General features: G+C 69.0%; 27 protein-coding genes. 10 read left to right on the forward strand and 17 right to left on the reverse strand.

What is annotated here, in order from left to right; translation table 11 throughout:
* Positions 1 to 17: 17 nt before the first annotated feature.
* Positions 18 to 707, forward strand: a complete 690-nt coding sequence (locus ACW17Y_RS00385; RefSeq protein ID WP_492036809.1) for a GNAT family N-acetyltransferase — start codon at positions 18 to 20, stop codon at positions 705 to 707.
* A 12-nt stretch (positions 708 to 719) separates the two neighbouring features.
* On the forward strand, positions 720 to 1,181 hold the full coding sequence (locus tag ACW17Y_RS00390) for an OsmC family protein (protein WP_492036810.1): 462 nt from the start codon (positions 720 to 722) through the stop codon (positions 1,179 to 1,181).
* Position 1,182: 1 nt separating this feature from the next.
* Here ACW17Y_RS00390 and ACW17Y_RS00395 read toward each other — a convergent pair whose 3' ends face one another.
* The 10 genes from ACW17Y_RS00395 to ACW17Y_RS00440 form a co-directional block, all read right to left on the reverse strand.
* Positions 1,183 to 1,929 carry a dienelactone hydrolase family protein gene (locus ACW17Y_RS00395; RefSeq protein ID WP_492036811.1) on the reverse strand — a complete coding sequence of 249 codons (747 nt, stop codon included), beginning with the start codon at positions 1,927 to 1,929 and terminating at the stop codon, positions 1,183 to 1,185.
* Complete coding sequence (locus ACW17Y_RS00400) at positions 1,929 to 2,702, reverse strand: dienelactone hydrolase family protein (RefSeq protein ID WP_492036812.1); 774 nt, start codon at positions 2,700 to 2,702, stop codon at positions 1,929 to 1,931. The genes ACW17Y_RS00395 and ACW17Y_RS00400 overlap by 1 nt, the downstream gene beginning before the upstream one ends.
* Positions 2,703 to 2,894: 192 nt before the next feature.
* Entirely contained in the window at positions 2,895 to 4,499 is a 1,605-nt protein-coding gene (gene purH, locus ACW17Y_RS00405) for a bifunctional phosphoribosylaminoimidazolecarboxamide formyltransferase/IMP cyclohydrolase (RefSeq protein WP_492036813.1), read from the reverse strand.
* A 79-nt stretch (positions 4,500 to 4,578) separates the two neighbouring features.
* Positions 4,579 to 4,815 carry a hypothetical protein gene (locus ACW17Y_RS00410; RefSeq protein ID WP_492036814.1) on the reverse strand — a complete coding sequence of 79 codons (237 nt, stop codon included), beginning with the start codon at positions 4,813 to 4,815 and terminating at the stop codon, positions 4,579 to 4,581.
* 99 nt (positions 4,816 to 4,914) lie between these two features.
* A complete protein-coding gene (locus ACW17Y_RS00415; RefSeq protein WP_492036815.1) occupies positions 4,915 to 5,514 on the reverse strand; it encodes a DsbE family thiol:disulfide interchange protein in 600 nt (199 codons plus the stop codon).
* Entirely contained in the window at positions 5,511 to 5,699 is a 189-nt protein-coding gene (gene ccmD / locus ACW17Y_RS00420) for a heme exporter protein CcmD (RefSeq protein WP_492036816.1), read from the reverse strand. Before ccmD ends, ACW17Y_RS00415 begins: the two co-directional genes overlap by 4 nt.
* Positions 5,699 to 6,418, reverse strand: a complete 720-nt coding sequence (locus tag ACW17Y_RS00425) for a heme ABC transporter permease (RefSeq protein ID WP_492036817.1) — start codon at positions 6,416 to 6,418, stop codon at positions 5,699 to 5,701. Before ACW17Y_RS00425 ends, ccmD begins: the two co-directional genes overlap by 1 nt.
* A 118-nt stretch (positions 6,419 to 6,536) precedes the next feature.
* Positions 6,537 to 6,749: a cold-shock protein gene (locus ACW17Y_RS00430; protein WP_298158945.1), complete on the reverse strand. Its 213-nt coding sequence runs from the start codon at positions 6,747 to 6,749 to the stop codon at positions 6,537 to 6,539.
* A gap of 182 nt (positions 6,750 to 6,931) precedes the next feature.
* Complete coding sequence (locus ACW17Y_RS00435; RefSeq protein WP_492036818.1) at positions 6,932 to 7,198, reverse strand: hypothetical protein; 267 nt, start codon at positions 7,196 to 7,198, stop codon at positions 6,932 to 6,934.
* A 42-nt stretch (positions 7,199 to 7,240) separates the two neighbouring features.
* The gene (locus tag ACW17Y_RS00440) at positions 7,241 to 8,482 is read right to left on the reverse strand and encodes a YihY/virulence factor BrkB family protein (RefSeq protein ID WP_492036819.1); all 1,242 of its coding nucleotides are present in this window, start codon (positions 8,480 to 8,482) and stop codon (positions 7,241 to 7,243) included.
* 130 nt (positions 8,483 to 8,612) lie between these two features.
* Here ACW17Y_RS00440 and prmC point away from each other — a divergent pair, with 130 nt between their 5' ends.
* Both prmC and ACW17Y_RS00450 read left to right on the forward strand, forming a co-directional pair.
* A complete protein-coding gene (gene prmC / locus ACW17Y_RS00445) occupies positions 8,613 to 9,497 on the forward strand; it encodes a peptide chain release factor N(5)-glutamine methyltransferase (protein ID WP_492036820.1) in 885 nt (294 codons plus the stop codon).
* A gap of 314 nt (positions 9,498 to 9,811) precedes the next feature.
* A complete protein-coding gene (locus ACW17Y_RS00450; protein WP_492036821.1) occupies positions 9,812 to 10,885 on the forward strand; it encodes a DUF4167 domain-containing protein in 1,074 nt (357 codons plus the stop codon).
* 58 nt (positions 10,886 to 10,943) lie between these two features.
* Here the strand turns inward: ACW17Y_RS00450 and ACW17Y_RS00455 are convergent, their stop codons facing one another.
* Together ACW17Y_RS00455 and ACW17Y_RS00460 are read right to left on the reverse strand one after the other, a co-directional pair.
* Positions 10,944 to 12,335: an RsmB/NOP family class I SAM-dependent RNA methyltransferase gene (locus ACW17Y_RS00455; protein WP_492036822.1), complete on the reverse strand. Its 1,392-nt coding sequence runs from the start codon at positions 12,333 to 12,335 to the stop codon at positions 10,944 to 10,946.
* Positions 12,332 to 14,290, reverse strand: a complete 1,959-nt coding sequence (locus tag ACW17Y_RS00460) for a potassium transporter Kup (protein WP_492036823.1) — start codon at positions 14,288 to 14,290, stop codon at positions 12,332 to 12,334. The genes ACW17Y_RS00455 and ACW17Y_RS00460 overlap by 4 nt, the downstream gene beginning before the upstream one ends.
* 179 nt (positions 14,291 to 14,469) lie before the next feature.
* Here ACW17Y_RS00460 and ACW17Y_RS00465 point away from each other — a divergent pair, with 179 nt between their 5' ends.
* From ACW17Y_RS00465 to neuB, 4 genes are all read left to right on the forward strand, one after another.
* Entirely contained in the window at positions 14,470 to 14,964 is a 495-nt protein-coding gene (locus ACW17Y_RS00465) for an Rrf2 family transcriptional regulator (protein ID WP_492036824.1), read from the forward strand.
* A gap of 186 nt (positions 14,965 to 15,150) precedes the next feature.
* On the forward strand, positions 15,151 to 15,948 hold the full coding sequence (locus ACW17Y_RS00470) for an SDR family NAD(P)-dependent oxidoreductase (RefSeq protein WP_492036825.1): 798 nt from the start codon (positions 15,151 to 15,153) through the stop codon (positions 15,946 to 15,948).
* Between the two features lie 48 nt (positions 15,949 to 15,996).
* Positions 15,997 to 16,650, forward strand: a complete 654-nt coding sequence (locus ACW17Y_RS00475) for an acetyltransferase (RefSeq protein WP_492036826.1) — start codon at positions 15,997 to 15,999, stop codon at positions 16,648 to 16,650.
* Complete coding sequence (neuB, locus tag ACW17Y_RS00480; RefSeq protein ID WP_492036827.1) at positions 16,647 to 17,663, forward strand: N-acetylneuraminate synthase; 1,017 nt, start codon at positions 16,647 to 16,649, stop codon at positions 17,661 to 17,663. The genes ACW17Y_RS00475 and neuB overlap by 4 nt, the downstream gene beginning before the upstream one ends.
* Here neuB and ACW17Y_RS00485 read toward each other — a convergent pair.
* Positions 17,660 to 17,980 (reverse strand): DUF1801 domain-containing protein, encoded by a 321-nt coding sequence (locus tag ACW17Y_RS00485; RefSeq protein WP_492036828.1) that lies wholly within the window; start codon positions 17,978 to 17,980, stop codon positions 17,660 to 17,662. The two genes, neuB and ACW17Y_RS00485, sit on opposite strands and share 4 nt — an antisense overlap.
* A gap of 62 nt (positions 17,981 to 18,042) precedes the next feature.
* Positions 18,043 to 18,741 (reverse strand): MarC family protein, encoded by a 699-nt coding sequence (locus ACW17Y_RS00490; RefSeq protein ID WP_492036829.1) that lies wholly within the window; start codon positions 18,739 to 18,741, stop codon positions 18,043 to 18,045.
* An 86-nt stretch (positions 18,742 to 18,827) separates the two neighbouring features.
* Here ACW17Y_RS00490 and pyrF point away from each other — a divergent pair, with 86 nt between their 5' ends.
* A complete protein-coding gene (gene pyrF / locus ACW17Y_RS00495; protein WP_492036830.1) occupies positions 18,828 to 19,547 on the forward strand; it encodes an orotidine-5'-phosphate decarboxylase in 720 nt (239 codons plus the stop codon).
* Positions 19,548 to 19,550: 3 nt separating this feature from the next.
* On the opposite strand, the gene ACW17Y_RS00500 is transcribed toward pyrF, so the two are convergent.
* The 3 genes from ACW17Y_RS00500 to ACW17Y_RS00510 all read right to left on the reverse strand — a co-directional run bounded on the left by ACW17Y_RS00500 (position 19,551) and on the right by ACW17Y_RS00510 (position 21,515).
* The gene (locus ACW17Y_RS00500) at positions 19,551 to 20,606 is read right to left on the reverse strand and encodes a hypothetical protein (protein WP_492036831.1); all 1,056 of its coding nucleotides are present in this window, start codon (positions 20,604 to 20,606) and stop codon (positions 19,551 to 19,553) included.
* Positions 20,607 to 20,783: 177 nt separating this feature from the next.
* The gene (locus ACW17Y_RS00505; RefSeq protein ID WP_492036832.1) at positions 20,784 to 21,164 is read right to left on the reverse strand and encodes a hypothetical protein; all 381 of its coding nucleotides are present in this window, start codon (positions 21,162 to 21,164) and stop codon (positions 20,784 to 20,786) included.
* 147 nt (positions 21,165 to 21,311) lie between these two features.
* Positions 21,312 to 21,515: a DUF1674 domain-containing protein gene (locus tag ACW17Y_RS00510; protein ID WP_492036833.1), complete on the reverse strand. Its 204-nt coding sequence runs from the start codon at positions 21,513 to 21,515 to the stop codon at positions 21,312 to 21,314.
* Positions 21,516 to 21,648: 133 nt separating this feature from the next.
* Here ACW17Y_RS00510 and ACW17Y_RS00515 point away from each other — a divergent pair, with 133 nt between their 5' ends.
* Positions 21,649 to 22,884, forward strand: coding sequence for an argininosuccinate synthase (locus tag ACW17Y_RS00515; protein ID WP_492036834.1), 1,236 nt, complete (start codon positions 21,649 to 21,651; stop codon positions 22,882 to 22,884).
* The last annotated feature ends 77 nt before the right edge of the window (positions 22,885 to 22,961 follow it).

A 22,961-nucleotide genomic window follows, 5' to 3' on the forward strand; every position in this document is an offset into this window, starting at 1 on the left:
CGCGCTAAAGCGTCGCCATGAGCCATCCGCTGGACCGCGCCGTGTGGAACGCCCTGACAACCCGGTTGTCGAGCTTCGTCACGGCCGACAGCGACGTTCGCGCCGTGCGGATCGATCCGGAGGTCGGGATCTTCGTCTCCGGCGCCGATGCGGACCCTGAGACGCTGAAGGTCATGGCGGATCTGGCTCTGCGCCACCCGGGCGCCGGCATGGTCGAGCTGACCGGCGGCCCCATGGGCGCGCTGGACCTGCCGGGCGTCGAGGTCGTCAACCGTGTCCCCCTCGTCCAGATGGTCTGCGAGGCGCTGACGCCGGGCGGGCCGGACCTTGCCTACGAGACTCTCACCGAGGCCGATGCGCCCGAGATGCTGGCGCTGGCGATCCTGACGAAGCCGGGGCCGTTCCGGTCCCGGACGCGGGAACTCGGGCCGTTCATCGGGGTCAGGCAGGACGGCAAGCTGATCGCCATGGCCGGGCGTCGCATGCGCGTGGACGGATTCACCGAACTCAGCGGCGTCTGCACCCATCCGGATCATCGCGGGCGGGGCTATGCGGCGGGTTTGTCACGAGCCGTCGCCAGCGAGATTCTGGCTTCGGGCGAGGGCGTCTTCCTGCACGCCTTCGCCGAACACGGCGCGACCATCGCCTTCTATCGTTCGCTGGGCTTCGAGGTCCGGGCGCCGATGACCTATACGATTCTGAAATAGCGGGAGGGCGGCATGAACTACGACGCGACGATCGAGTGGACGCGGGGCGATCAGGCCTTCGTCGACAACAAATATTCCCGCGCCCATGTCTGGCGCTTTGACGGCGGGGCGGTCGTGCCCGGCTCCTCGGCGCCGGCCAGCGTGCCGTTGCCCTGGTCGGATGCCTCCGCGGTGGATCCGGAGGAGGCGATGGTCGCCTCCCTGTCGAGCTGTCACATGCTGTGGTTCCTGGCCTTTGCGGCCAAGGCGGGGTGGGTGGTCGACCGCTATTTCGACGAGGCCTCGGGCGAGCTGGATCGCAACCCGGAGGGTCGGCGCTATCTGGCGCGGGTGACCCTGAGGCCGGTCACGAGCTTCACCGGAGCGGCCCCGACGCAGGAGCAGCTCGACGCCCTGCATCACGCGGCCCACGATCACTGCGAGATGGCCCATAGCGTGCGGGCGACGATCGCGATCGAGGCGAGGATCGGCTAGATCAGGCCCGCGCCTTCAGGAAGTCGACAAAGCGGCGGATCGCCTCCTTTGTCGCCTCGGGGTCATGGCGGATCTTCGGATGGGTCAGGCCGGGTTCGTCGAAGGCGTGGGTGGCGTCGACGACCCATTCCTCGATCTCCGACCCCGCGTCACGGGCGCGATTCAGGACGCGGTCGTAGTCGGCGCGTCCAGCCAGGTGATCCCGTTCCGGGAGGATGACGAGGGCGTCCAGCGCCCGTCGCCAGCGGAACCAGCGGCTTCGCGCCGGGAGGGCGACGTAGGGGTAGGGCATGAAGGCTCCGACGACGCCCGACAGGTCGGCATTCATCGGGTCGGCGATCATGGCTTCGCCGCGTTTCTCGAGCGTCTCCGTCATCAGGTCCATGATGGCCCAGGCGCCGTGGCTCCAGCCCGCGAGAACGATCCGGCTCGGGTCGATGTCGGGCAGGTCTTTCACGAAGGTCGCCGCCGTCATGACGTCCCCGGCCCGCGTCCCGCCGCGCAGCAACAGGCCGGTGCAGACGAAGGTGCGGACGAAGGCGTCGGACCAGCCCCGGGCGATGAAGCTCTCGACCGTCACGGCGATCCAGCCGGCCCCGGTCGCCGCCTCGGCGTAGCGATGAAGATGCGAGCGGACGCCGCCGCAGCCGGGAAAGATCAGGACGACGGGAAAGGGGCCGGGGCCGTCGGGACGGCGGATCACGAGCGACGGCCTCAGGCGGGCCCAGCGCTCCGCCAGAGTGTCCATCAGGCGGCGGCGTGAACCGGGCGCGGCGCGACGGCGACGTCTTCCAGCAGGGCGCGGAAGCGGCGGATGGCCTCGCCGGTCAGGTCGGCGTCGTACTTCATCGGCAGGGCGGTCATCGGCTCGTCGAAACTGTGGGTGCCGGGGGCGACCCAGGTCTCGACCTCGGCGCCGCAGTTGCGGACCATGTCATGGACCCGCTCGGCGTTGCGGACCGTGGTCAGGTGATCCCGTTGCGAGATGACGGCGAGAGTCTTCGGGCAATGGCGCCAGGGCCGCATCCGGTTCAGGGCGGCGACTCCCACATACGGATAGGCCAGGTATGTCGCCTTGACGCCCGACAGGTCGGCGGTCTCGGCGTCTCGGACGCCCAGCGCCGTGGCCGGGTTCGGATCACAGCTCATCGCCTCCATGATGCCCCAGCCGCCATGGCTCCAGCCGGCCAGGGCGATCCGGGTCTCGTCCACGTCGGGCCGGGCCGAGACGCCCTGGATCGAGGCGACGACGTCGCCGCCCCGTTCCCAGCCGCGCAGCATCAGGCCGGTGCAGACCGTGGCCATGGCGAACTCGCGCGACCAGCCGCGCGGGGCGTAGCTGTCGATGATCACCGCCCGCCAGCCCGCCTGTTTCGCAGCCTCGGCGTACATCGGCAGGTGACCGCGCAGACCGCCGCAGCCGTGGAACAGGATCACCGTCGGGCGGGGGCGGTCGTCGTCGGGACCGACGACAGTGGCGTAGGGCTCAAGCTTGGCCCAGCGGTCGGAGAGGGTGTCCATGCAGGAGGCATATCCCTTCTCCCCTTGCGGGAGAAGGTGGCAGCCGAAGGCTGACGGATGAGGGGTCACAACGGCGGGTGGCGCGAGGGGTCACGCTGACTTCGACGCCAGCTTGACCCCTCACCCGACCGCACAAGGACGACGGCTGCGCCGCCGTGTGCGGTCACCCTCTCCCGCAAGGGGAGAGGGGCCTTAGTGCCGGAAGACACGCACGCCGGTGAAGGCCATGGCGATGCCTTGCTCGTCCGCCGCTGCGATCACCTCGGCGTCGCGCATCGAGCCGCCCGGCTGGATCACCGAGGTGGCGCCGGCGGCGACAGCTTCCAGCAGGCCGTCGGCGAAGGGGAAGAAGGCCTCGGACGCACAGGCCGAACCCTCGGCCAGGGAATGCGCCAGCCCCTTGGCCTCGCCGGCCTCGCGGGCGCGGATGGCGGCGATGCGGGCACTGTCGCGGCGGTTCATCTGGCCGGCGCCGATGCCGGCCGTCTGGCCGTCCTTGGCATAGACGATGGCGTTGGATTTGACGTGCTTGGCCACGGTGAAGGCGAAGAGCATGTCCTCGATCTCCTGCGGCGTCGGCTGGCGGCGGGTGACAATCTTGAGGTCAGAGGGCCGGATCAGGCTGCGATCGCGCGACTGGACCAGGAAGCCGCCTGCGACAGAGCGGAAGACCTCGCCCGGCCCGTGCGGATCCGGCAGGCCGTCGGTGATCAGCAGGCGCAGGTTCTTCTTGGCGGCGAAGACGGCTTTGGCCTCGTCGTCTGCGCCGGGGGCGATGACGACCTCGGTGAAGATCTCGGTGATGGCCCGGGCGTCGGCGCCGTTCAGCGGGCGGTTGACGGCGATCACGCCGCCGAAGGCCGAGACGGCGTCGCACTCGAGGGCGCGGGCGTAGGCTTGCGACAGATCCTTGCCGACGGCAACGCCGCAGGGGTTGGCGTGTTTGACGATGACGCAGGCCGGGGCCTCGAACTCGGCGACCAGTTCATAGGCGGCGTCGGCGTCGGCGATGTTGTTGTAGCCCAGTTCCTTGCCCTGGATCTGGGTCGCGTGGGCGACGCCGGGGCGGGCTTCTCCTGTGCGGTAGAAGGCGCCCGTCTGGTGCGGGTTTTCACCGTAGCGCAGGGTCTGGGCGAGGCTGCCAGCGATCGACTTGCGGGCCGGGGCTGCGTCTTCGAGCTGGCCGGCGAACCAGCCGGAGACGGCGGCGTCATAGGCGGCGGTGCGGGCGAAGGCGCGGGCGGCCAGTTGCTTGCGCAGGGCCAGGGACGTCGACCCCGAGGCCTTCAGCGCGTCGACGATCATGCCGATGCTCTCGCCGTCGACCGCGACGGCGACATAGCCGTGGTTCTTCGACCCCGAACGGATCATGGCCGGGCCGCCGATGTCGATATTCTCGATCACGGCGTCGAAACCGGCGCCGGAGGCAACGGTTGATTCGAACGGATAGAGGTCGATCCAGACGATATCGATGGGGCCGATGCCGTGTTCGTCCATCGCCGCCTTGTGGTCGGCGGCGTCGCGCACGCCCAGCAGACCGCCGTGGACGACGGGGTGCAGGGTCTTGACCCGGCCGTCCATCATCTCGGGGAAGCCGGTCAGGTCGGCGACATCCTTCACGGGCAGGCCGAACCCGGCGATGGCGGCGCGGGTGCCGCCGGTCGAGACCAGTTCCACGCCCGCCTCGTGCATCGCGCGGGCGGCGTCCTCGAGCCCGGTCTTGTCCGAGAGCGAGATCAGGGCGCGGACGGGCTTCACCGCGTCGGGGGCGGGCGGAAAGTCGGGAGCGGCGGGCATGGGGCGAATCCTGGGGGAGGGCGGATGCGCGCGCGTCTAGCACCGGTGACGCTGCGGGTCACCTTCGCTGGCGGGAAACCTAGACCCGGATGTCGAGAAGCTGGCCGAGGCGGGGCAGGCGCGGTGACTGCGGCTCGCTGGTCTGGGCGGTCTGGGCGGTCTCGGTCGTCTGGGCCTGCGGGCGGGGCGCCGTGGCCTGCACCTCGTTGAGCGCGGCGCGGAAGAAGGCCGCCTGGGCCGCCCTGGCCTGGGCCGACGGACCCGCGGGGGTCGTGGCGGGCAGGGACTGGGGAATATCGGGCCGGATCGCGCTCATCGCGACAGGGTTAACGAAACCTGTCGAAAAAGGGTTAACGGGGGAGGCCTCCGTTTTCACCGTGCACTCCGGCGAAGGCCGGGGTGCACGGATGGAAGATCAGTTCGCCGCGTCGCGCCGCGTCTTGGCTTCCTCAAGCGTTCGCGCCGTCGGCAGGGGGCGCAACGGCGCGTTCAGGGCCGAGGTCAGGCGCTCGACATCCGCGTCGGTCAGGATCGGGCCGGAGGATTTGGCGACGATCCGGCCCATGGCGTCGACGGCGAAGCTCTCGGGCACGCCGGAGACGCCGAGGTCGAGACCGGCGCGGCCCTCGCGGTCGACCAGCACCATGGCGAAGGGATCGCCGAGTTCGTCGAGGAAGGCCTGGGTCGCCTCGGGCTCGTCCTTGTAGGCGACGCCGACGACGGCGATCCCCTGCGCCTTCAGGGCCAGCAGGCGCGGATGCTCGAGGCGGCAAGGCGCGCACCAGCTGGCGAAGACGTTGACGATCATCGGCTTGCCGACGCCGGCAGTGCGGATGTCGACGTTCTGGGGGCCGGCGACGCCGTCCTGAAGGATGGGCAGGACGGTCTCGGGGACGGTCTGACCGACGAGGGCGTCCGGCTTGAACTCGGGATCGCGCTTCAGCGACCAGCCGATGAACAGGGCGGCGAGCGCGGCCAGAACGACCAGTGGAATGACGGTCAGCCAACGACTCATGTTTGCCCGCCTGTCGCGCCGTGCGCTGCTTGAGGCGACGCGTCTTCCTCCAGTCGCTTCAGCTCGGCCTTCCATTTACGCGAAGCGGCCAGCGCGCGGGCGACGACGGCGCCGAGCACAAGGGCGCTGATCCCCCAGGCGGGCCAGACGAAGGCGGCGTAGGGGCTCATGTCGAGGTCGAGCATCAGGCCTCCAGGGCTTGTCGGGCGCGCAGGGTCTGGACCCGGCGGCGCGTGATCTCGGTGCGGATCGAGGTCAGCCAGACGGCCAGGAACAGGGCGCCCCAGGCCGCCATCATGGTCAGGAGCGGCGCGAGGAAGACGGGGTCGAGGCTCGATCCGCCGGCGCGCAACAGGGAGGCCGGCTGATGCAGGGTGTTCCACCAGTCGACCGAGAACTTGACGATCGGCAGGTTGATCAGACCGACGAGACCCAGGACGGCGGCGGCGCGCGCGGCTTTCTGCTCGTCATCGATCGAGGCCCGCAGGGCCATGTAGCCGAGGTAGAAGAGGAACAGCACCAGCACCGAGGTCAGGCGCGCATCCCAGACCCACCAGGTCCCCCACATCGGCTGGCCCCACAGGGAGCCGGTGATCAGGGCCAGGGCCGTGAAGGCCGCGCCGGGCAGGGCGGCGGCGCGGGCGGCGGCGTCGGCCAGCGGATGGCGGAAGACCAGGGCGAAGAAGCTGGAGACGCCCAGAGCCGAATAGGCCGCCAGACCCAGGGTCGAGGCTGGCACATGGACGAACATGATCCGCACCGTGTCGCCCTGCTGATAGTCGCCGGGCGCCGCGAAGCTGAGCCAGGTCCCGACGGCCAGCAGGACGATCGCGATCGCCCACAGCACCGGCGTCAGCGGCCGGGTGAAACTCATGAAGCGGGCGGGATTGGCGAGGCCGAACATCGTCCGCGCGATTACGCGCCACGGCGGGATGGAGCAAGCGCACGCCGGGTCGCGGATACGAAAACGGGGCCGGGGCTTTCGCCCCGACCCCGTCAGTCACCTGAAAATCCGTGAAGGACTATTCAGCGGCCTTCAGCTGGCCGGCAGATTCCTTGCCGGTGCGACGGTCGCGTTCGACTTCATACGAGACCTTCTGGCCTTCGTTCAGGCCGTTCATGCCTGCGCCTTCAACGGCCGAAACGTGCACGAACACGTCCTTGCCGCCGTCCGAGGGCTCGATGAAGCCGTAGCCTTTAGTGGAGTTGTACCATTTGACAGTGCCGGTAGCCATTTTAAGGACCTCCGTTAGCAGTTTGCATCAGGCAAGAGCGCCTGAAGCCTGTCGGGTCTGAATGGGATCGGCCAGAAACTCGGTGCGTTCGCAAAGAGAGAGGGCGTTACGCAGAGAGATCGACAGCCCCTATATGGGCGCAAAACGCCCTGTGCACAACCTGAGTCTTGTCCATCCGCGATTCAGGCCGGGACCGGACCGTCCTCGTCTTCATCCTCATGCCCGGAATCGGTCGGGGCGGGCGCGTCTTCGCCTTCGGGCGCGACGTAGTGGGCGACGCAGAGCTTGCGCAGGGCGGACGTCAGGGAGCCGCCGTACAGACGATCCTGGACGCGTTCGTGGCCTTCCTGCTGCAGCCGGGTCTTGATGTCGCCGACGGTGCGGCACTCTCCGCTGCGGGCGAGTTCGTAGGCGCGCTCGAGGGTCGTGGGACGGAAGTTGTTGCTCATAGACAGAGAGATAGGCTCTGCCTTGCGGTTTTGCGACTCCGCTCAGACGCGTGGGCGGTTTCGCCGACGCGACAGCCGGTCGGCCAAGGCCTCGGCGTGCTTCAGGGTGAAGGTCAGGGCGGCCGGACTGCCCCGACGCGGGCCGATGCTGTCGGCCATGACCGCACCGCGTTCGCCGATGGCCGCAGGCGAGCCCGTGGTGGTGTCGACGGCGGTCTGGTGCTCGATCTCTGCGTTCACCTCGGCGCCCATCAGGATCACCTGCACCGAAATCCACGTCCACAGGAGGAAGCCCATGGCGGTCGCCAGTGGACCATAGGAGTCCAGCCGCACGAAGTTGGTCAGGTACCAGCTGAAGATGAAGGACACGATGACGCTGAGCGTCGCCGCGAACAGGGCTCCGGGCGTCAGCCACCGCCACCGCGCCCGCTGCCGGCACGGGCCGAACCGGTAGATCACCGTCAGCGCTCCGACATAGCCGACGAACAGCAGCGGCCAACGCAATGGCGCGAGCTGGGCCCAGTCGTCGGCGAGGCCGAAGACGCCCAGCACGATCGGGACGCCGACCACCAGGGCGGCGGTCATCAGCACCGCCGCCAGCCCGGTCAGGGTAAAGGCGAACCCCAGCAGATTGTACTGGACGATATTGCGCTTCTCGACCTCGTGGTAGGCGACATTCAAACCGTAAAACAACGTCTTGATGCCGTTGTTGGCCGTCCAGAGCGACAGGGCCAGGGTCCAGACCAGGGTGAAGGTCAGCTGACCGGTCGAGCCGGCCGCCAGCCGCGTCAGCTCGACATTGATGAACTGGGCCACGTTCGAGGGCAGCACCGAATAGAGGAAGGCGATACGCCCCGACGCGTCGTTCGGGTCGGCGAACAGGCCATAGATGGTCACGAAAGCCGCGAGGGCCGGGAACAGGGACAGCAGGATGAAGAAGGTCACTCCGCCCGAGACAAAGCCGACCCGGTCGCCGAAATAGGACCCGGCGACGCGCCAGGCGATGTCGACCCAGCCCTTGTGCGGGATGTGGTGGGGCATCTCGGCCATCCGCCCCCGGCCGGGCTCCCGGGCGTCATAGTCCTCGGGCGTCGGGGGTTTGGGCGGCGTCGGCTCGGGCCGGTGAGGCCTCAGCTCGACTCCGTATTTGTGTCCCTGGGTGTAAAGCAGGTGGGCCGCGCCCGCTCCCGCCGTCAGACCGGCCGCGATCGCGCCGACGAAGGCCCAGGGTCCGGACAGCGGATTCCGGCGACGGGACGATCGGTTCGGCGAGAGAAATTTCATCGGCGGCTGAACGGTCCATGCGCCGATGACGTTCCGGCCAAGCTCATCCTTGCCTGAAATCCTCACGTGAGGCACTGACCCGCCTCGTCTTGCCACCCCTGGCGCGGCCCCGGACCGCGGAGACCCCCGAATGACCGAACCCGCCACCCTCGTCGCCGCCTGGAAGGCCGCGCAAGGCGAGCTCAAGGCCGCCCGCATCGACAGCCCGGCCATCGACGCCCGGCTGTTGCTGGAGGCCGCGACCGGCGCCAGCCGGCTGGAGATCCTGACCGATCCGCACCGGCCGTTGACGCCGGACCAGTCCGCGACCCTGGCCGGCTATGTTGAACGCCGCCTGCGCCGCGAGCCGGTGTCGCGGATCCTGGGCCGAAAGGGCTTCTGGAAGATCATGCTGAACGTCACGCCGGACGTGCTCAGCCCCCGCCCGGACACAGAGACCATTCTCGACGTCGCCATGCTGGCCTTCGAACCCGCCCAGGCGTTCAGCGTCATCGATCTGGGAACGGGGTCGGGCGCCATCCTGCTGGCCGTGCTGGGCGACCGGCCGGGCGCGCACGGGGTCGGCACCGACATCTCGTCCGAAGCCCTGGCGGTGGCCAAGGAGAATGCGGCCAACCTCGGGCTCGACAATCGCGCCACCTTCCTGCGCACCGAATGGGCGGCCGGGTTCGGCGACCACAGCTTCGATCTGGTCGTGTCCAATCCGCCCTATATCCCGTCGGACGACATTCCGGGTCTGGACCCGGAGGTGCGCGAGCATGATCCGATCCTGGCCCTGGACGGCGGACCGGACGGTCTGCAGGCCTATCGCGACCTCGCCCCCGAGATCGCCCGCATCCTCAAGCCCGGCGGGACCTTTGCCGTCGAGATCGGCTGGGACCAGGGCGAGGCGGTCAAGGCCCTGTTCGAGGCGGCCGGCCTGACCGACGTGAAGGTGGTCAAGGACCTGGGCGACCGGCACCGTGTGGTGACCAACGGCCCGGACCCCCGCACCACGCCGATCCGTCAATCCTGATCCGGGTGCTGATCCGAACAAACCCCTTGGAAACCTCCCCGGCGCGCGCTAAGTCCTTGGTTGTCTCCCTCCCTTCCGCATCTCGTTGAACCGCTTCAGGTCCAGCGACGCTCGGCCGGGACGCGCGTGAAGGTCGGCGGTGTTCACCGCTAGCGGACCACGACGGGCGACAAAGGTCCTTCCGATAATGTCGCCGCCGGGGATTGGCCCCCAAGCGAACCGGAACCACAGACAACCGGCCTGCTGCCCTCGCCATCGTCGCGCAGGGACACGCCAAACCAGCACGGTAAGCCTCGATGCGAGATTTCAAGGGCATGAAGCGTCAGCGCGGCCGCAACCGGAAACCCGGTGGCGGCGGCGGCAACGCGAATGCAGCGAACCCCAACCGTTCGTGGGACTCGCAAGGGCCCGAGAACATCAAGGTCCGCGGCAACGCCCAGACCGTCTACGAGCGCTATCAGCAGCTGGCCCGCGACGCCGGCTCGTCGGGCGACCGGGTGCTGGCCGAAAACTATCTCCAGCACGCCGAACACTATTTCCGCGTCCTGCGCGCCCTGCAGCCGCAGCGGCCGGTGTCCGAGATCGCCGCGCGCGAACTGTCGAACCAGGGCTATGACATCGATTTCGAGGACGAGACCGGGGCCCAGGCCGCCGCCTTCCTCGCCGCGCAACAGGCCGCCGACCGGATCCAGCAGCAGAGCGACGCCCGCGACGCCGAAGCGGCCCAGGGCGCCCAGCAGCCGCGCGAGCAACGCGAGTGGACTCCCCGGCCGCCGCGCGAGGAAAACCAGAACCGCGATGGGCAAAACCGCGACCGCGAATGGACGCCGCGGCCTCCACGCGACAACCAGAACCGCGACAACCAGGCCCGGGATAACCAGGACGGCCAGCCGCGCGCCGAGGGCGAAGGCCACGGCGAGGGCGGTCGTCGCGAGACCCGCCGCGAACGCTGGGAACGTCGCCGCGAGGAACGCAACAAGCGCTACGAGGCCGAAGGCGGCACGCCCGACACCCGCACCTATGAGGAGGCCGAAGGCGGCCGGTCCGAAGGCGGTCGTTACGAGGGCGGTCGTTCGGACAATGCTCGCTCCGAAAACGTCAGAGAGGGCGGCGATTTCATCGCCTCCACCGCGCCGGTGACCTACACCCCGCCCGCCGATGCCCCGGTCGAGGCCGCGCCGGAACAGGCCGAGCGCCCCGCGCGCCGGACCCGCACGCCGCGCGCCGAGGCGCCGGTCGACACGGCCCAGGCCCTGCCCGGTTTCCTGACCCGCTCTGCCGCCCCCGCAACGGCCCCGACGCCGGTCGCGTCCGACGATGGCGAGGCTCCGGCGCCCAAGCGTCGCGCGCCCCGCAAGAAGGCCGAGACGGCCGCCGACGGCGAGTGATCCCGACAGGGCCCCGGCCGCGTACCGCGCGCCAGGGCCGCTTCGGAAATAACGCGATCTAGATCCGGTCCAGCCGGGCGATGAAGAAGCCGTCCAGAGACCCCTGCTCAGCCCACATCGAGGGCAGGATGCGCAGCCAGCCTTCGGGCGTCAGGGCCTCGACCGGGGCGCCGATCGCCGCCGGATCGGCGGGCGCGGTCCTGAAGGCCGGGTTGCGGCGCAGGAAGGCGATGACCTGGGTCTCGCCCTCTTCCCGCTCCAACGAGCAGACGCAGTAGACCAGACGGCCGCCGGGAGCCACGCGTTCGGCAGCGGCGTCCAGCAGCCGGTGCTGGACGTCGGCCAGCTTCGCCACCTCGGCCGGCTTGGTGGCGCGCAGGACTTCGGGGTTGCGACGCAGGGTGCCGGTCGCCGTGCAGGGCGCATCCAGCAGGACGGCGTCGAAGGTGCGGTCGTCCTCCCAGTCCTCGCCGGGCGTGACGACGATTTCGGCCGTCAGTCCGGTGCGTTCCAGATTCTGACGCAGACGACGCAGGCGCGGCTCCGAACGGTCAAGGGCGACGACGGTCGCGCCCGATGCAGCCAGTTGCAGCGTCTTGCCGCCGGGGGCCGCGCACATGTCGAGCGCGGTCTCGCCGGCTTTCGGCGCCAGCAGGCGGGCGGGGACGGCGGCGGCCGCGTCCTGCACCCACCAGCCGCCGGTCTCGTAGCCGGGCCAGGCCGCGACGTCGCCTCGCACGCCCGAACGGACGGTCCCGCCGGGCAGGACGGTTCCCTCGATGGCGTCGGCCAGGGCCTGGGCGTCCTCGCCAGGCTTCAGACTGAGATCTGTCGGCGGTTCGTCGCGGGCGGCCAGGGCGATGGCGGCGAGGGTCGCCTCGCCATAGGTCTGTTTCCAGCGCGCGGCGATCCAGTCGGGGAGGTTCGACTCTGCCGTCGTCATCCCCGGGCCTTCCCGCTCGATCCCGCGCAGGACGGCGTTGACCAGAGCCTTGTAGGGCCGGGTCTTGGCATCGCGTTCGGCCAGTTTCACGGCCGTCGAGACGGCGGCGAAGGCCGGCGTCTCAAGCACCAGGGTCTGGGCCAGGGATACGCGAAGGATGGTGCGCACGGCCTCGGGCGGCGACTTCTGCAGGCGGCGGTTCAGAATGGCGTCGATCTCGCCGAGCCGACGCAGGGCGGCCATGGCGACGGCGCGGGCGAAGGCGCGATCCGGGCCGGGCAGCGACTTCAGTTCGGGCAGGGCCATGGCCTCGTCGAGACCATTGCGGCGCTCCAGGGCGGCGTTCAGCAGGACCCCGGCGGCGATGCGCGCCTCGACCCCGATATCGGCCGCGCCGTCCGGCTCGGCCGTGCGGACGATCGGCTCGCGGCGAGGACCGCGCGCCTTGTCGGCGATGCGGCGTCCCCGGGCCCCGGAGTTCTTGCCCTTGGGCGTTCCCCCGCTCAAACCGAGACCTGCGTTCCGAGCTCGACCACGCGTCCGGGCGGGATGTGGAAGAAGTCGGTCGGGTTGGCCGCATTGCGCATCAGGAAGATGTACAGCTTGTCCTGCCACAGGGGCATCCCCTGCGACGCAGACGGCACGACCGATCTGCGGCCGAGGAAGAAGCTGGTCGACATGATGTCGAACTTCACCCCTTGTTTGCGGCACTGGCTCAAGGCGCGGGGAACGACGGGGCTCTCCATGAAGCCGTAGCTCAGCGTGATCTTCTTGAAGTCGTCGTTGATCGGCTCGATCAAGACGCGCTCGCTGTCGCTCACCCGCGGCCGGTCGGTGGTGCGGACGGTCAGGATGACGTTCTTCTCGTGCAGCACCTTGTTATGCTTGAGATTATGCATCAGGGCGACCGGGGCGACGTCGGGGTCCGAGGTCAGGAAGATGGCCGTGCCGGGCGAGCGGTGCGGCGGACGGGCGCGCAGCATCTCGATCAGGTCGGTCAGAGGCAGGCTGTCCTTCTTGGACTTGGCCGAGAGGATCTGGGACCCACGGGTCCAGGTCCACATGATCAGCACCAGGACCGCGCCGAGCACCAGCGGCAGCCAGGCGCCGTCCGGGATCTTCAGCAGGTTGGAGGTCAGGAAGACGCTGTCGATGAAGCCGAACGGAATGAGGGCGCCCAGGGTCGCCCAGAGCGGCCACTTCCACTTCTTGGTGATGACCGAATAGGCCATCAGGGTGTTGATCAGCATGACCCCGGTGACAGCCACGCCATAGGCGGCGGTCAGGTTGTGCGAGCTCTGGAACACGAACAGCAGGGTCAGAACCCCCAGCATCAGGAAGGTGTTCACCGCCGGGACGAAGATCTGCCCGGCCTGGGTCTCCGAGGTGAAGCGGATGTCGATACGGGGCAACAGGCCCAGCTGGACGGCCTGTTGCGTCACTGAGAAGGCGCCGGTGATGACGGCCTGGGAAGCGATGACCGTGGCGATCGTGGCCAGGGCGAGCATGGGCCAGTAGGCGAACTCGGGCACCATCGACCAGAACGGGTTCTCGGCGGCGGCCGGGGTGTGGAGGATCAGGGCGCCCTGGCCCAGATAGTTCAGGGTCAGGCAGGGCAGGACGAAACACAGCCAGCCCATGCGGATCGGCGCCTTACCGAAATGGCCCATGTCGGCGTAGAGCGCCTCGGCCCCGGTCACCGCCAGGAAGACGCTGCCCAGGATGATGAAGCCGAGGAAGCCGTCGTTGATCAGCAACATGACGCCGTAGTGCGGCGACAGGGCGCGCAGGATCGAGAGGTCGTCGAAGATGTGATAGAGGCCCAGCGCCCCTAACGACAGGAACCAGATCGCTGTCAGCGGACCGAAATATTTCGACAGACTGGCCGTGCCGCGCGACTGGACCAGGAACAGGCCGATCAGGATGGCGGCGGCGATCGGCACGATGAAGGCGTCCAGGCGCGAGCCCACGCCGGGGGCGTCTTTCACGCCTTCGATGGCCGAAAGCACCGAGATGGCGGGCGTGATGATGCCGTCGCCGTAGAAAAGGGCGGCGCCGCAGACGCCGAGAATGAAGATCCAGGCCGACCGGCGGCCGATGGCGTGGGTGGCGAGCGCCATCAGGGCCAGGGTCCCGCCCTCGCCCTTGTTGTCCGCGCGCATCAGGAACAGGACGTATTTGAACGTCACCACGACCATCAGGGCCCAGAAGGCCAGGGAGACGACGCCGACCACCGCCAGATCGCCGCCGATGCCGCGCTGGGCATGGCCGATCGCTTCGCGGAGCGCATAGAGCGGGCTGGTGCCGATGTCGCCGAACACGACGCCGATGGCGCCGATGGTGAGCGCCCAGAATCCAGCCTTGCCCACGCCATGGGGCGCGGTGTGGCCGTTCGGAGCGGCGGTGGTCTGAGCAGGCTGGGCGGGGGGAGCGCCGTCGCCGGGGGATGCGTCCCCTGCCATGAATATCCTCCGGGCCCCGCGTTCGGCGGGCCCATCAAAGCGGAGGGCGTGTAGGCTCATTCCGCGGCCGGTTCAATCGCATGGAAACGGTTTCAGTCACACCGTGTTCGTCCAGCCGACGGCCGCGATTTGTGAATCGCGTTCCCCGTGCCTACCTTGGTGTCTGGAACCGGACGAAAATGTCAGACAGTCAACGCTTTCCCGTCGCCGCCCACGCCCTGGCCTATCTGGCCCACAAGGGGGCGTATGACGCCGCCCGGGCCTGCCCCAGCGCCATCCTGGCGGCCTCGGTGCCGACCAACCCCGTTGTGATCCGCCGGGTGACCGCGCTTTTGTCCAAGGCCGGGCTGATCGCGACCCGGCCCGGCGCCTCGGGCGGATCCTGGTTGCTGCGCCAGCCTCAGGACATTCGTCTCGACGAGGTGCTGAAGGCCGTGAACGGCTGCGCCCACCTCGGCTCGCCGCCGCAGGGCGCCAAGGGCTGCCCCATCGGCGAACATATTCCCCGTCAGGTGGCCAAGGTCCTGACCCTGGCCGACCAGGCCGCGTCGGAATCGCTGAGCAAGATCACCATCGCCGACCTTCTGGCCGAACGATCGACCGCGCTGGACGGGGTCGAGCCGCATCCGGCCTGCACCGAGGCGATCCGCGCCGCCGGCGCTGTCGCCGCCTAACCACCCTTCCTTTCGTCATCCTCCGGCAAGCCGCGCCTTCGCGGCGCAGACCGGGGGACCCAGCGGCGCCGAAGGCGATTTGTTCAGGCGAGATTTTTTGCGCAGGTGTGTGCGACAGTTTCGCGCTCACGCGCGCCGCTGGGTCCCCCGGTCTTCGCTGCGCTTCGCCGGAGGATGACGAAAGAAATGAAGCGCACCATTCTCATTACCGGGGCCTCCGCCGGCATCGGGGCGGCGCTGGCCCGGGTCTATGCCGAAAAGGGCTGGGACCTGATCCTGACCGCACGGCGCGAGGCGGCCCTGACGGTGCTGGCTGCTGAAATCATCGCCAGATACAGCGTCGCCGCGACCGTGATCTCCGCGGACCTCGCCGACCCACAGGCGCCCGCGCATCTGGTCGAGGCCATCGCCGCGAGGGGCCTTCAGGTCGATGGCCTGATCAACAATGCGGGCTTCTCGCGCACCACGGGCTTCCTGGCCACCGATCCGGCTCAGCATGCGGCGATGGTCCAGGTCATGCTGTCCGCGCCGGTCGCGCTGTCACGCCTTCTCCTCCCCGGAATGGTCGAGCGCGGCTTCGGCCGGATCATCAACGTCGCCTCCCTCGCCGGCCAGATGCCCGCGACCGGCGGCGACACCCTGTACGGCCCGATCAAGAGCTTCCTCATCAAGGCGTCGCAGGGCCTGTGGCTGGAGACGCGCGGAACCGGCGTCCACGTCACCGCCCTTTGCCCCGGCTATACGCTGACCGAGTTCCACGACGTCAACGGATCGCGCGAACAGGTGTCCTCCGCCTATCCGCCATGGATGTGGCAGACGGCCGACCATGTGGCGCGGGTAGGCTACGACGCCTGCGAGGCGGACCGGCCGAGGGTGACGCCGGGGGCGATGAACAACATCCTCGCCGCGCTCGGCAAACTGCTGCCCGACGGGCTGGCGCTCAACATGGTGGCCGGTCATGCACGGCGGCTGAAACGGATCTGATCCGCTTCACTTGAGCAAGGCGGCAAATCAGGCGCTAGGATTGCCGCCATGGCGGGCTCATCCCAGGCGATTTTCGGACTGATCGGCGCCGGCGGCCACGGTCGCGAGACCATGCCCTTCGCCCGCGCCCATATCGCCGCCCATCCCGAACTCGGTATCGACGGCGACCGCGTCGTCTTCGTCGAACGCCAGGCAGGACCGGCTGTCGGCGACCATCTGGTCCTGGACGAGGACGAATTCGCGGCGATGGACGCCGAGCGGCTGTTCGCCGTGGCTGTGGGTCAGCCCGCCGCGCGCCGGGCTATCGCTGAAAGGCTCGAGGCTGCGGGCTGCCGGGCCCTGACCCTCATCGCGAAGACGGCGACCGTCGTGGACGGCGCCTGCGTGGCGCCCGGCGCCCTCATCGCCCCCTACGCCCTGATCAATGCCGACGCCTCGGTCGGCCGGCATCTGATCGCCAATGTCTATTCCAGCGTCGCCCACGACTGCGTGGTCGGGGATTTCGTCACTCTGGGCCCGCGCGCCTGCGTCAACGGCGGGGTCAGGATCGGCGACGGGGTCGAGATCGGGGCCGGCGCCCTGATCCGTCAGGGTCTGTCCATCGGCGAAGGCGCGGTGATCGGCATGGGGGCGGTGGTGGTCAAGGACGTGGCGCCCGGTGCGACCGTTGTCGGCAATCCGGCGCGGGAGATGGCGCGATGAGCGTCTTCTTCATCGCCGAGGCCGGTGTGAACCACAACGGCGAGATCGGGCTGGCGCTCGAGCTGGTCGATATCGCGCACCGGGCCGGGGCCGATGCGGTCAAGTTCCAGACCTTCCGCGCGGACGCCATCTCGGCCCCCGAGGCCCCGATGGCCGACTATCAAAGGACGCGGGACGGCGCGGCCAGCCAGGCCGAGATGCTGAGGCGGCTGGAACTGCCCCATGCCGATTTCGCCCGCATCGCCGACCACTGTCGCGCCATCGGCATCGAGTTCATGTCCTCCCCCTTCGACCTCGACAGCGCCGCCATGCTGGCCGGGATCGGGATGACGAAATTCAAACTGGCGTCCGGCGAGATCACCAACGCACCCTTCGTGCGCGGCGTGGCCCGGCTGGCGGCGGATCACGGCGGATCGGTCATCCTGTCGACCGGCATGAGCACCCTGGACGAGGTGGCCGAGGCGGTCGGCTGGATCGAGGCCGAAGGGAACCCCGGCCTGACCATCCTGCACTGCGTGTCCAACTATCCGGCCCCGGCGAAGGACGCGAACCTGCGGGCCATGGATACGTTGGCTCAGGCGTTCGGTCGGCCGATCGGCTGGTCGGATCACACCCTGGGCGACGCGGTGTCGCTGGCCGCGGTGGCGCGGGGCGCGACGGTGGTGGAGAAGCATTTCACCCTCGACAAGGCCCTGGCCGGCCCCGATCACGCCATGTCCATGTCTCCCGATGAACTCGCCGGACTGATCGCGGGCGTCCGGGCGGTGGAGGCCTCGCTGGGCGACGGGATCAAGCGGCCGGTCGAGGCCGAACGCGAGATCATGACCGTGGCGCGCCGCAGCCTGTTCTCTGCGCGCGACATCCCGGCGGGGGCGGTGGTGACGGCGGAGGATCTGATCGCGCTCCGGCCCGGGAACGGGATCTCACCGGCGCGGCAGGGCGATGTGGTGGGCAGGACGGCCGTCCGGATGATTCCGGCGGGGACAAGGCTGGCGGCCCCGGACCTGGCCTAGCGGGTCGCCTCGAGCCAGCGGCGGCACAGCGCCTTGAACGGTTCGGCCGCGGCCTCGACCTCGGCCGCATCAGCGAAGGTCACCACGCCCCGGTCCACGGCGGCCCATTTCACCAGACCTGTTTCATCCTCGAAGACGAAGCCCTCGGTCGATTTCACCCGGGCGCCACGGTGCAGCACTGCGCGGACGGCGCCGCCCTTGGCGACGCCAAGGCTGATGCGATCGTCGCCGTCGATGACGAAGCTGGGGCCGTTCCATTTGACGTGCTCGCTGATGTCCGGATGGCTGGCGGCGACCAACCCTCGCAGGGCCTGCATCGCCGTGCGCGATGGCTCAGGCAGGGCGGCGACGAGCGTATCGACGGTTTGCGCCAGGAGGCTCAGTGCCCGCCGGCCGGATAGGGCGTCGTCACCGACCCCGCGAACATGCCGGGCAGGGCCTCGCCCAGACCCATGAGGATGAACTGGATCGCCAGGGCGCAAAGGATCAGGCCCAGAACCCGCACGATGATGGAAAGACCGACGTCGCCCAGGATGCGGCTGATCGGACCGGTCAGGGCGAAGCTGACGAAGGACACCCCGGCCGCCGCCGCGATGGCGATCAGGGAGGCGACCGTGCCTGCTGCGCCGATCTTCTCGGCCTCTCCGGCCTGGATGATGATGGCCGAGATGGCGCCGGGCCCGATCATCAGGGGGATGGCGAAGGGCACCACCAGCCGCTGGAACCGGCGTCGCGCATAGCCGCGCACGTCTTTCAGATCGAGGGCCGCATCCTTGTCGGCGAAGGTGGCGAGGAAGTCCTCGCGCGCCATGTCGAGCCCGAGCAACAGTAGCAGGACCCCGCCCGCGATGCGGAACGCCGCCAGCGAGATGCCGAAGAACTGCAGCAGACCCAGGCCGGTGAAGAAGAAGAAGGCCAGGAAGACCGCCGCGAACAGGCAGATCAGGGCCGAGACGGAAATCCGCTGCCGAAGCGTCGCGCCCGCCGTGGCCGCCGCAAAGATCGGGATATTGCCGATGGGGTCGAGCAGGGCGAACAGGGTCACGAACAGGTTGACCCCCAGATCGAGCGCGTCCATTGCCTGTCCCTTAACTTACATCGTCAAACGCCGGTTCGCCGACGCACCCGTGGGCGTCGGTCTAGCCGGTCACGCGGAGCCCGTCGATGACCTCGCCTCTCCTGTCCGACCCGCGCCTGATCGTCGGGCTGGACCTTCCCTCCATCGAAGAGGCCCGCGCGCTCGTCCAACGGATCGGCGCCGGCGTCGAGAGCTACAAGGTCGGGCTGACGCTTCTGGCCCGCCCGGGCGGCGTCGCCTTCGCCCACGAACTGCGCGCCATGGGCAAGCTCGTCTTTCAGGACTGGAAACTGCACGACATCGGGGCCCAGGTCGAAGGCGCGGCCCGCTCAGTGGCCGAGGGCGGCTGCGACCTGTTGACCGTCCACGCCGAGCCGCAGGTGATGCGGGCTGCCGTGAAGGGGCGCGGCGGCCATGCGACGAAGATCCTGGCCGTCACCGTCATGACCAGCCTGTCGGACGAGGATCTCAGGGAGATCGGCTATTCTGCGAAGGCCGCCGACCTCGTCGAAGCGCGGGTGCGTCAGGCGCTGGAGTGCGGCGTCGACGGGGTGGTGTCGAGCCCGCTTGAGGCCGCGCGGGTCAAGCAAATCGCCCTCGAGGCCGGCCGTCCGGACTTCCTGATCGTCACCCCGGGCGTGCGGCCGGCGGGCGGCGATCTGGGCGACCAGCAGCGGGTGGCGACGCCCGCCGCTGCGTTGCAGGCGGGGGCGACCCATCTGGTGGTCGCGCGGCCGGTGATCGCCGCCGGGGACCCGGTGACGGCGGCTGCGCAGATCGCCGCCGAGATGGACGGCGTGCGCTAGCCGTCAGCCGCGCTCACCGGGTTCCTGCCGGTAGGGATAGCCCTCGCCGGTGTCGCCCGGAGGCAGGTCGCCGTAGTAGCCTTGCGGCGCCTGGATATAGACCGGGGCCGGTTGATAGACCTGCGGCTCGACGTAGGCGGGCTCCGCATAGGCCGGCTGGCTGTACTGGACCGGCGGCGGCGCATAGGCCTGGCCGTAGCCGCCTTGGTCGTAGGCGCCCCGCTCATAGGCGACAGGCTCCAGCGGCGACGCTTGATAGGGGATTGGCGCATAGCGCGGGCCGTCGTCGCGACGGTCGGAATAGCGGTCGCCGCCCTGATAGCCACCCTGGTATCCGCCTGAGCTGCTCTCGCTGTAGCTCTCGCGCACGCTGTAGGACGAACCGCTCCGGCCGCCGGAATAGCTCTGTTGATAGCCGTATCCGCCGCCGTGGTTGTCACCATGGCCGCCGTGACCGCCCTGGCAGTCGCAGGACGGGGGCGGAGGCGGCGGCGGAGGAGCGGGCGGATGGCCGCCGCCGCAGTTGTCATAGCAAGGGGCCGGGCGCAGGCCGCAGCAGCGGTCGGTGGTCACATAGCGACGACCGAAGCCCTGGGCGACATAGCCGAACGGACGGCTGGGGCCATAGCCGGGGCCGCGCACGACGACCGCATAGCCGGCGCCGTAGCCATAGCCGCCGCCCATGTCGACGCCGCCGCTGCCGTGCATGACCGAGCCGCCGTAGCCGCCGCCGCCCCGGATCGCCCCGACGTCATAGGCTCGGGCGTTGATATAGGCGCCCGCTCCCGCGCCGGCATAGGCGCCGGCGTTCGCATTGGCGTTGGCGTTGACGTTCACATTGATGTTGCCGCCGTAGTGTCCGCCGCCGCCGCCCGGGTGACCGCCGCCACCGCCACAGCCGCCGCCACAGCCCCCGCCGCCGCCGTGACCACCGCCGCCGTGGCCTCCGCCGCCATAGCCGCCGCCACCGTGCTGGCTCCCGCCGCCGTTTTCGCTCGCCAGCGCGGGCGAGACGCCCAGCAACAGGAGGGCGGTCAGGATCGAGATGAGGGTTTTCACTGGGCGGACTCCGCGACGTTCGAGCCCACCGTAGGCCTTCTCTCGCAGAAGGGTTCCTGATGCTCCCCGGAAGGGAGCAATCCGTTCAAGACGTGGTTAAATCTCGCTTTTCTGGCGTGAAGCTGGCTTCAGCGGCCCGACTCAACGGTCGTAGAGCCAGGTCCCGAGGTCGCAGGATCAGTCGCGATCCCGGGATCGACCGTGGTCGGCGCCGCGCGGGGCGCGGTCGTCGTTGTAGCCATAGACGTCGTGATAGCCGCGTCCCGGCGGGCTCGACCAGCGGGTCCACTGCCCCGAACGATTGCTGTAGCCATAGCGCCCGCCACGGTCATGGCCGTAGCCGTACTGGACCGGCGGTCGGTATGCGCGCGGATCGCCGTATCCCGCCCCGTACCCAGAACTCTGGCCATGGCCGCCATATCCATAGGGGACCGGCCCGCCGTAGGGCTGACCATAGGGCGCGGGTTGACCGGCATAGACAGGCTGGCCCCAGGTCTGGGCGGCGGCCGCGCCCGGGATGGCGACTGTGGCGAGGACGATCAGGGCGAGACGACGCATGGAACCCTCTGGCTGGACGAAAAGGTTAACGCTGTTCGCCGGGATTCGTTCGCGGGCCCTGCCTCCTCCGTCATTGTCCCCTTTCGTCATCCTCTGGTCTTCGCTCCGCTGCAACGAAGGAGACGAAAGATGGAGGGCAGGCCTGGCTCAGAAATCGACCGCGATACCCTTCTTCTCCCAGTCGCCGTATCGCGTCGGCTCGGGCCCGGTCGGCCCGCCATGCTCGGTCGCCGGCTCCAGCGCCTCGGCCTTCGCACGGCGTTCGGCGGCCTCGGCCAGGGCGCGTTTGGCCGGCTCGCTCAGGACACGTTCGGGTGGGCTTTCGGGCGGTGTTGCAGGCGCGTCGGTCATGCGCAGGGACATAGTGCCGGACGGGGCTTTGCGATAGACCGGCCCCCCGCCACAGTCTCGCCCTTGCATCGCGGGCGTTCAGGCCGTTTAAGCGCGCGCAAATCCTCTCCCGCCGTTCTCTGAAAGATCCGTCATGGCCAAAGCCTCCGACAAGCCCGTCAAGAAGGTCGTCCTGGCCTATTCCGGCGGCCTCGACACCTCGATCATCCTGAAGTGGCTGCAGACGGAATACGGCGCGGAGGTCGTGACCTTCACCGCCGACCTGGGCCAGGGCGAGGAACTGGCGCCGGCGCGCGAGAAGGCCCTGAAGATGGGCATCAAGCCCGAGAACATCTTCATCGACGACCTGCGCGAGGAGTTCGTGCGCGACTTCGTCTTCCCGATGTTCCGCGCCAACGCCCAGTACGAAGGCGACTATCTGCTCGGCACCTCGATCGCCCGTCCGCTGATCGCCAAGCGCCAGATCGAGATCGCCCGCATGGTCGGCGCCGACGCCGTCTGTCACGGCGCTACCGGCAAGGGCAACGACCAGGTCCGCTTCGAGCTCGGCTACTATGCGCTGGAGCCCGATATCCGCGTCATCGCCCCCTGGCGTGAGTGGGAATACCGCAGCCGTGAGGCCCTGCTGGACTTCGCCGAGAAGAACCAGATCCCGATCGCCAAGGACAAGCGCGGCGAGGCCCCGTTCTCGGTCGACGCCAACCTTCTGCATTCCTCGTCCGAGGGTAAGGTCCTCGAGGACCCGGCCGTCGAGGCGCCCGAGTTCGTCCATCAGCGCACGATCGCGCCCGAGGACGCGCCCGACAAGGCGACCGTCATCACCATCGGCTTCGAGAAGGGCGACGCGGTCTCCATCGATGGCGTGGCCATGTCGCCGGCCACGATCCTGACGAAGCTCAATGAACTCGGCCACGACAACGGCATCGGCCGCCTCGATCTGGTCGAGAACCGCTACGTCGGCATGAAGTCGCGCGGCGTCTACGAGACGCCCGGCGGCACGATCCTGATCGCCGCCCACCGCGGCATCGAGTCGATCACCCTGGACGGGGGCGCCATGCACCTGAAGGACCAGCTGATGCCGAAATACGCCGAGCTGATCTACAACGGCTTCTGGTTCTCGCCCGAGCGCGAGATGCTGCAGGCCGCCATCGACCTGTCGCAGCAGAAGGTCTCGGGCACGGTCCGGGTCAAGCTCTACAAGGGCAATGTCGCCGTCATCGGCCGCGAGAGCGCCAACAGCCTGTACGATCAGGATCTGGTGACCTTCGAGGAGGGCGTTCAGGCCTATGACCACAACGATGCGGCCGGCTTCATCAAGCTGAACGCCCTGCGTCTGCGGGTTCTGGCCAAGCGCGACCGCCGGAGCTGAGGCGAGGAGGCGCCTGACGAAAGGCGCCTCGAAGACCGATTCAGAGAACGCGGTCTTGCGCGGCGAGGGGTTCGGCG

Source organism: Brevundimonas sp. AVps7 (genome assembly GCF_058681545.1).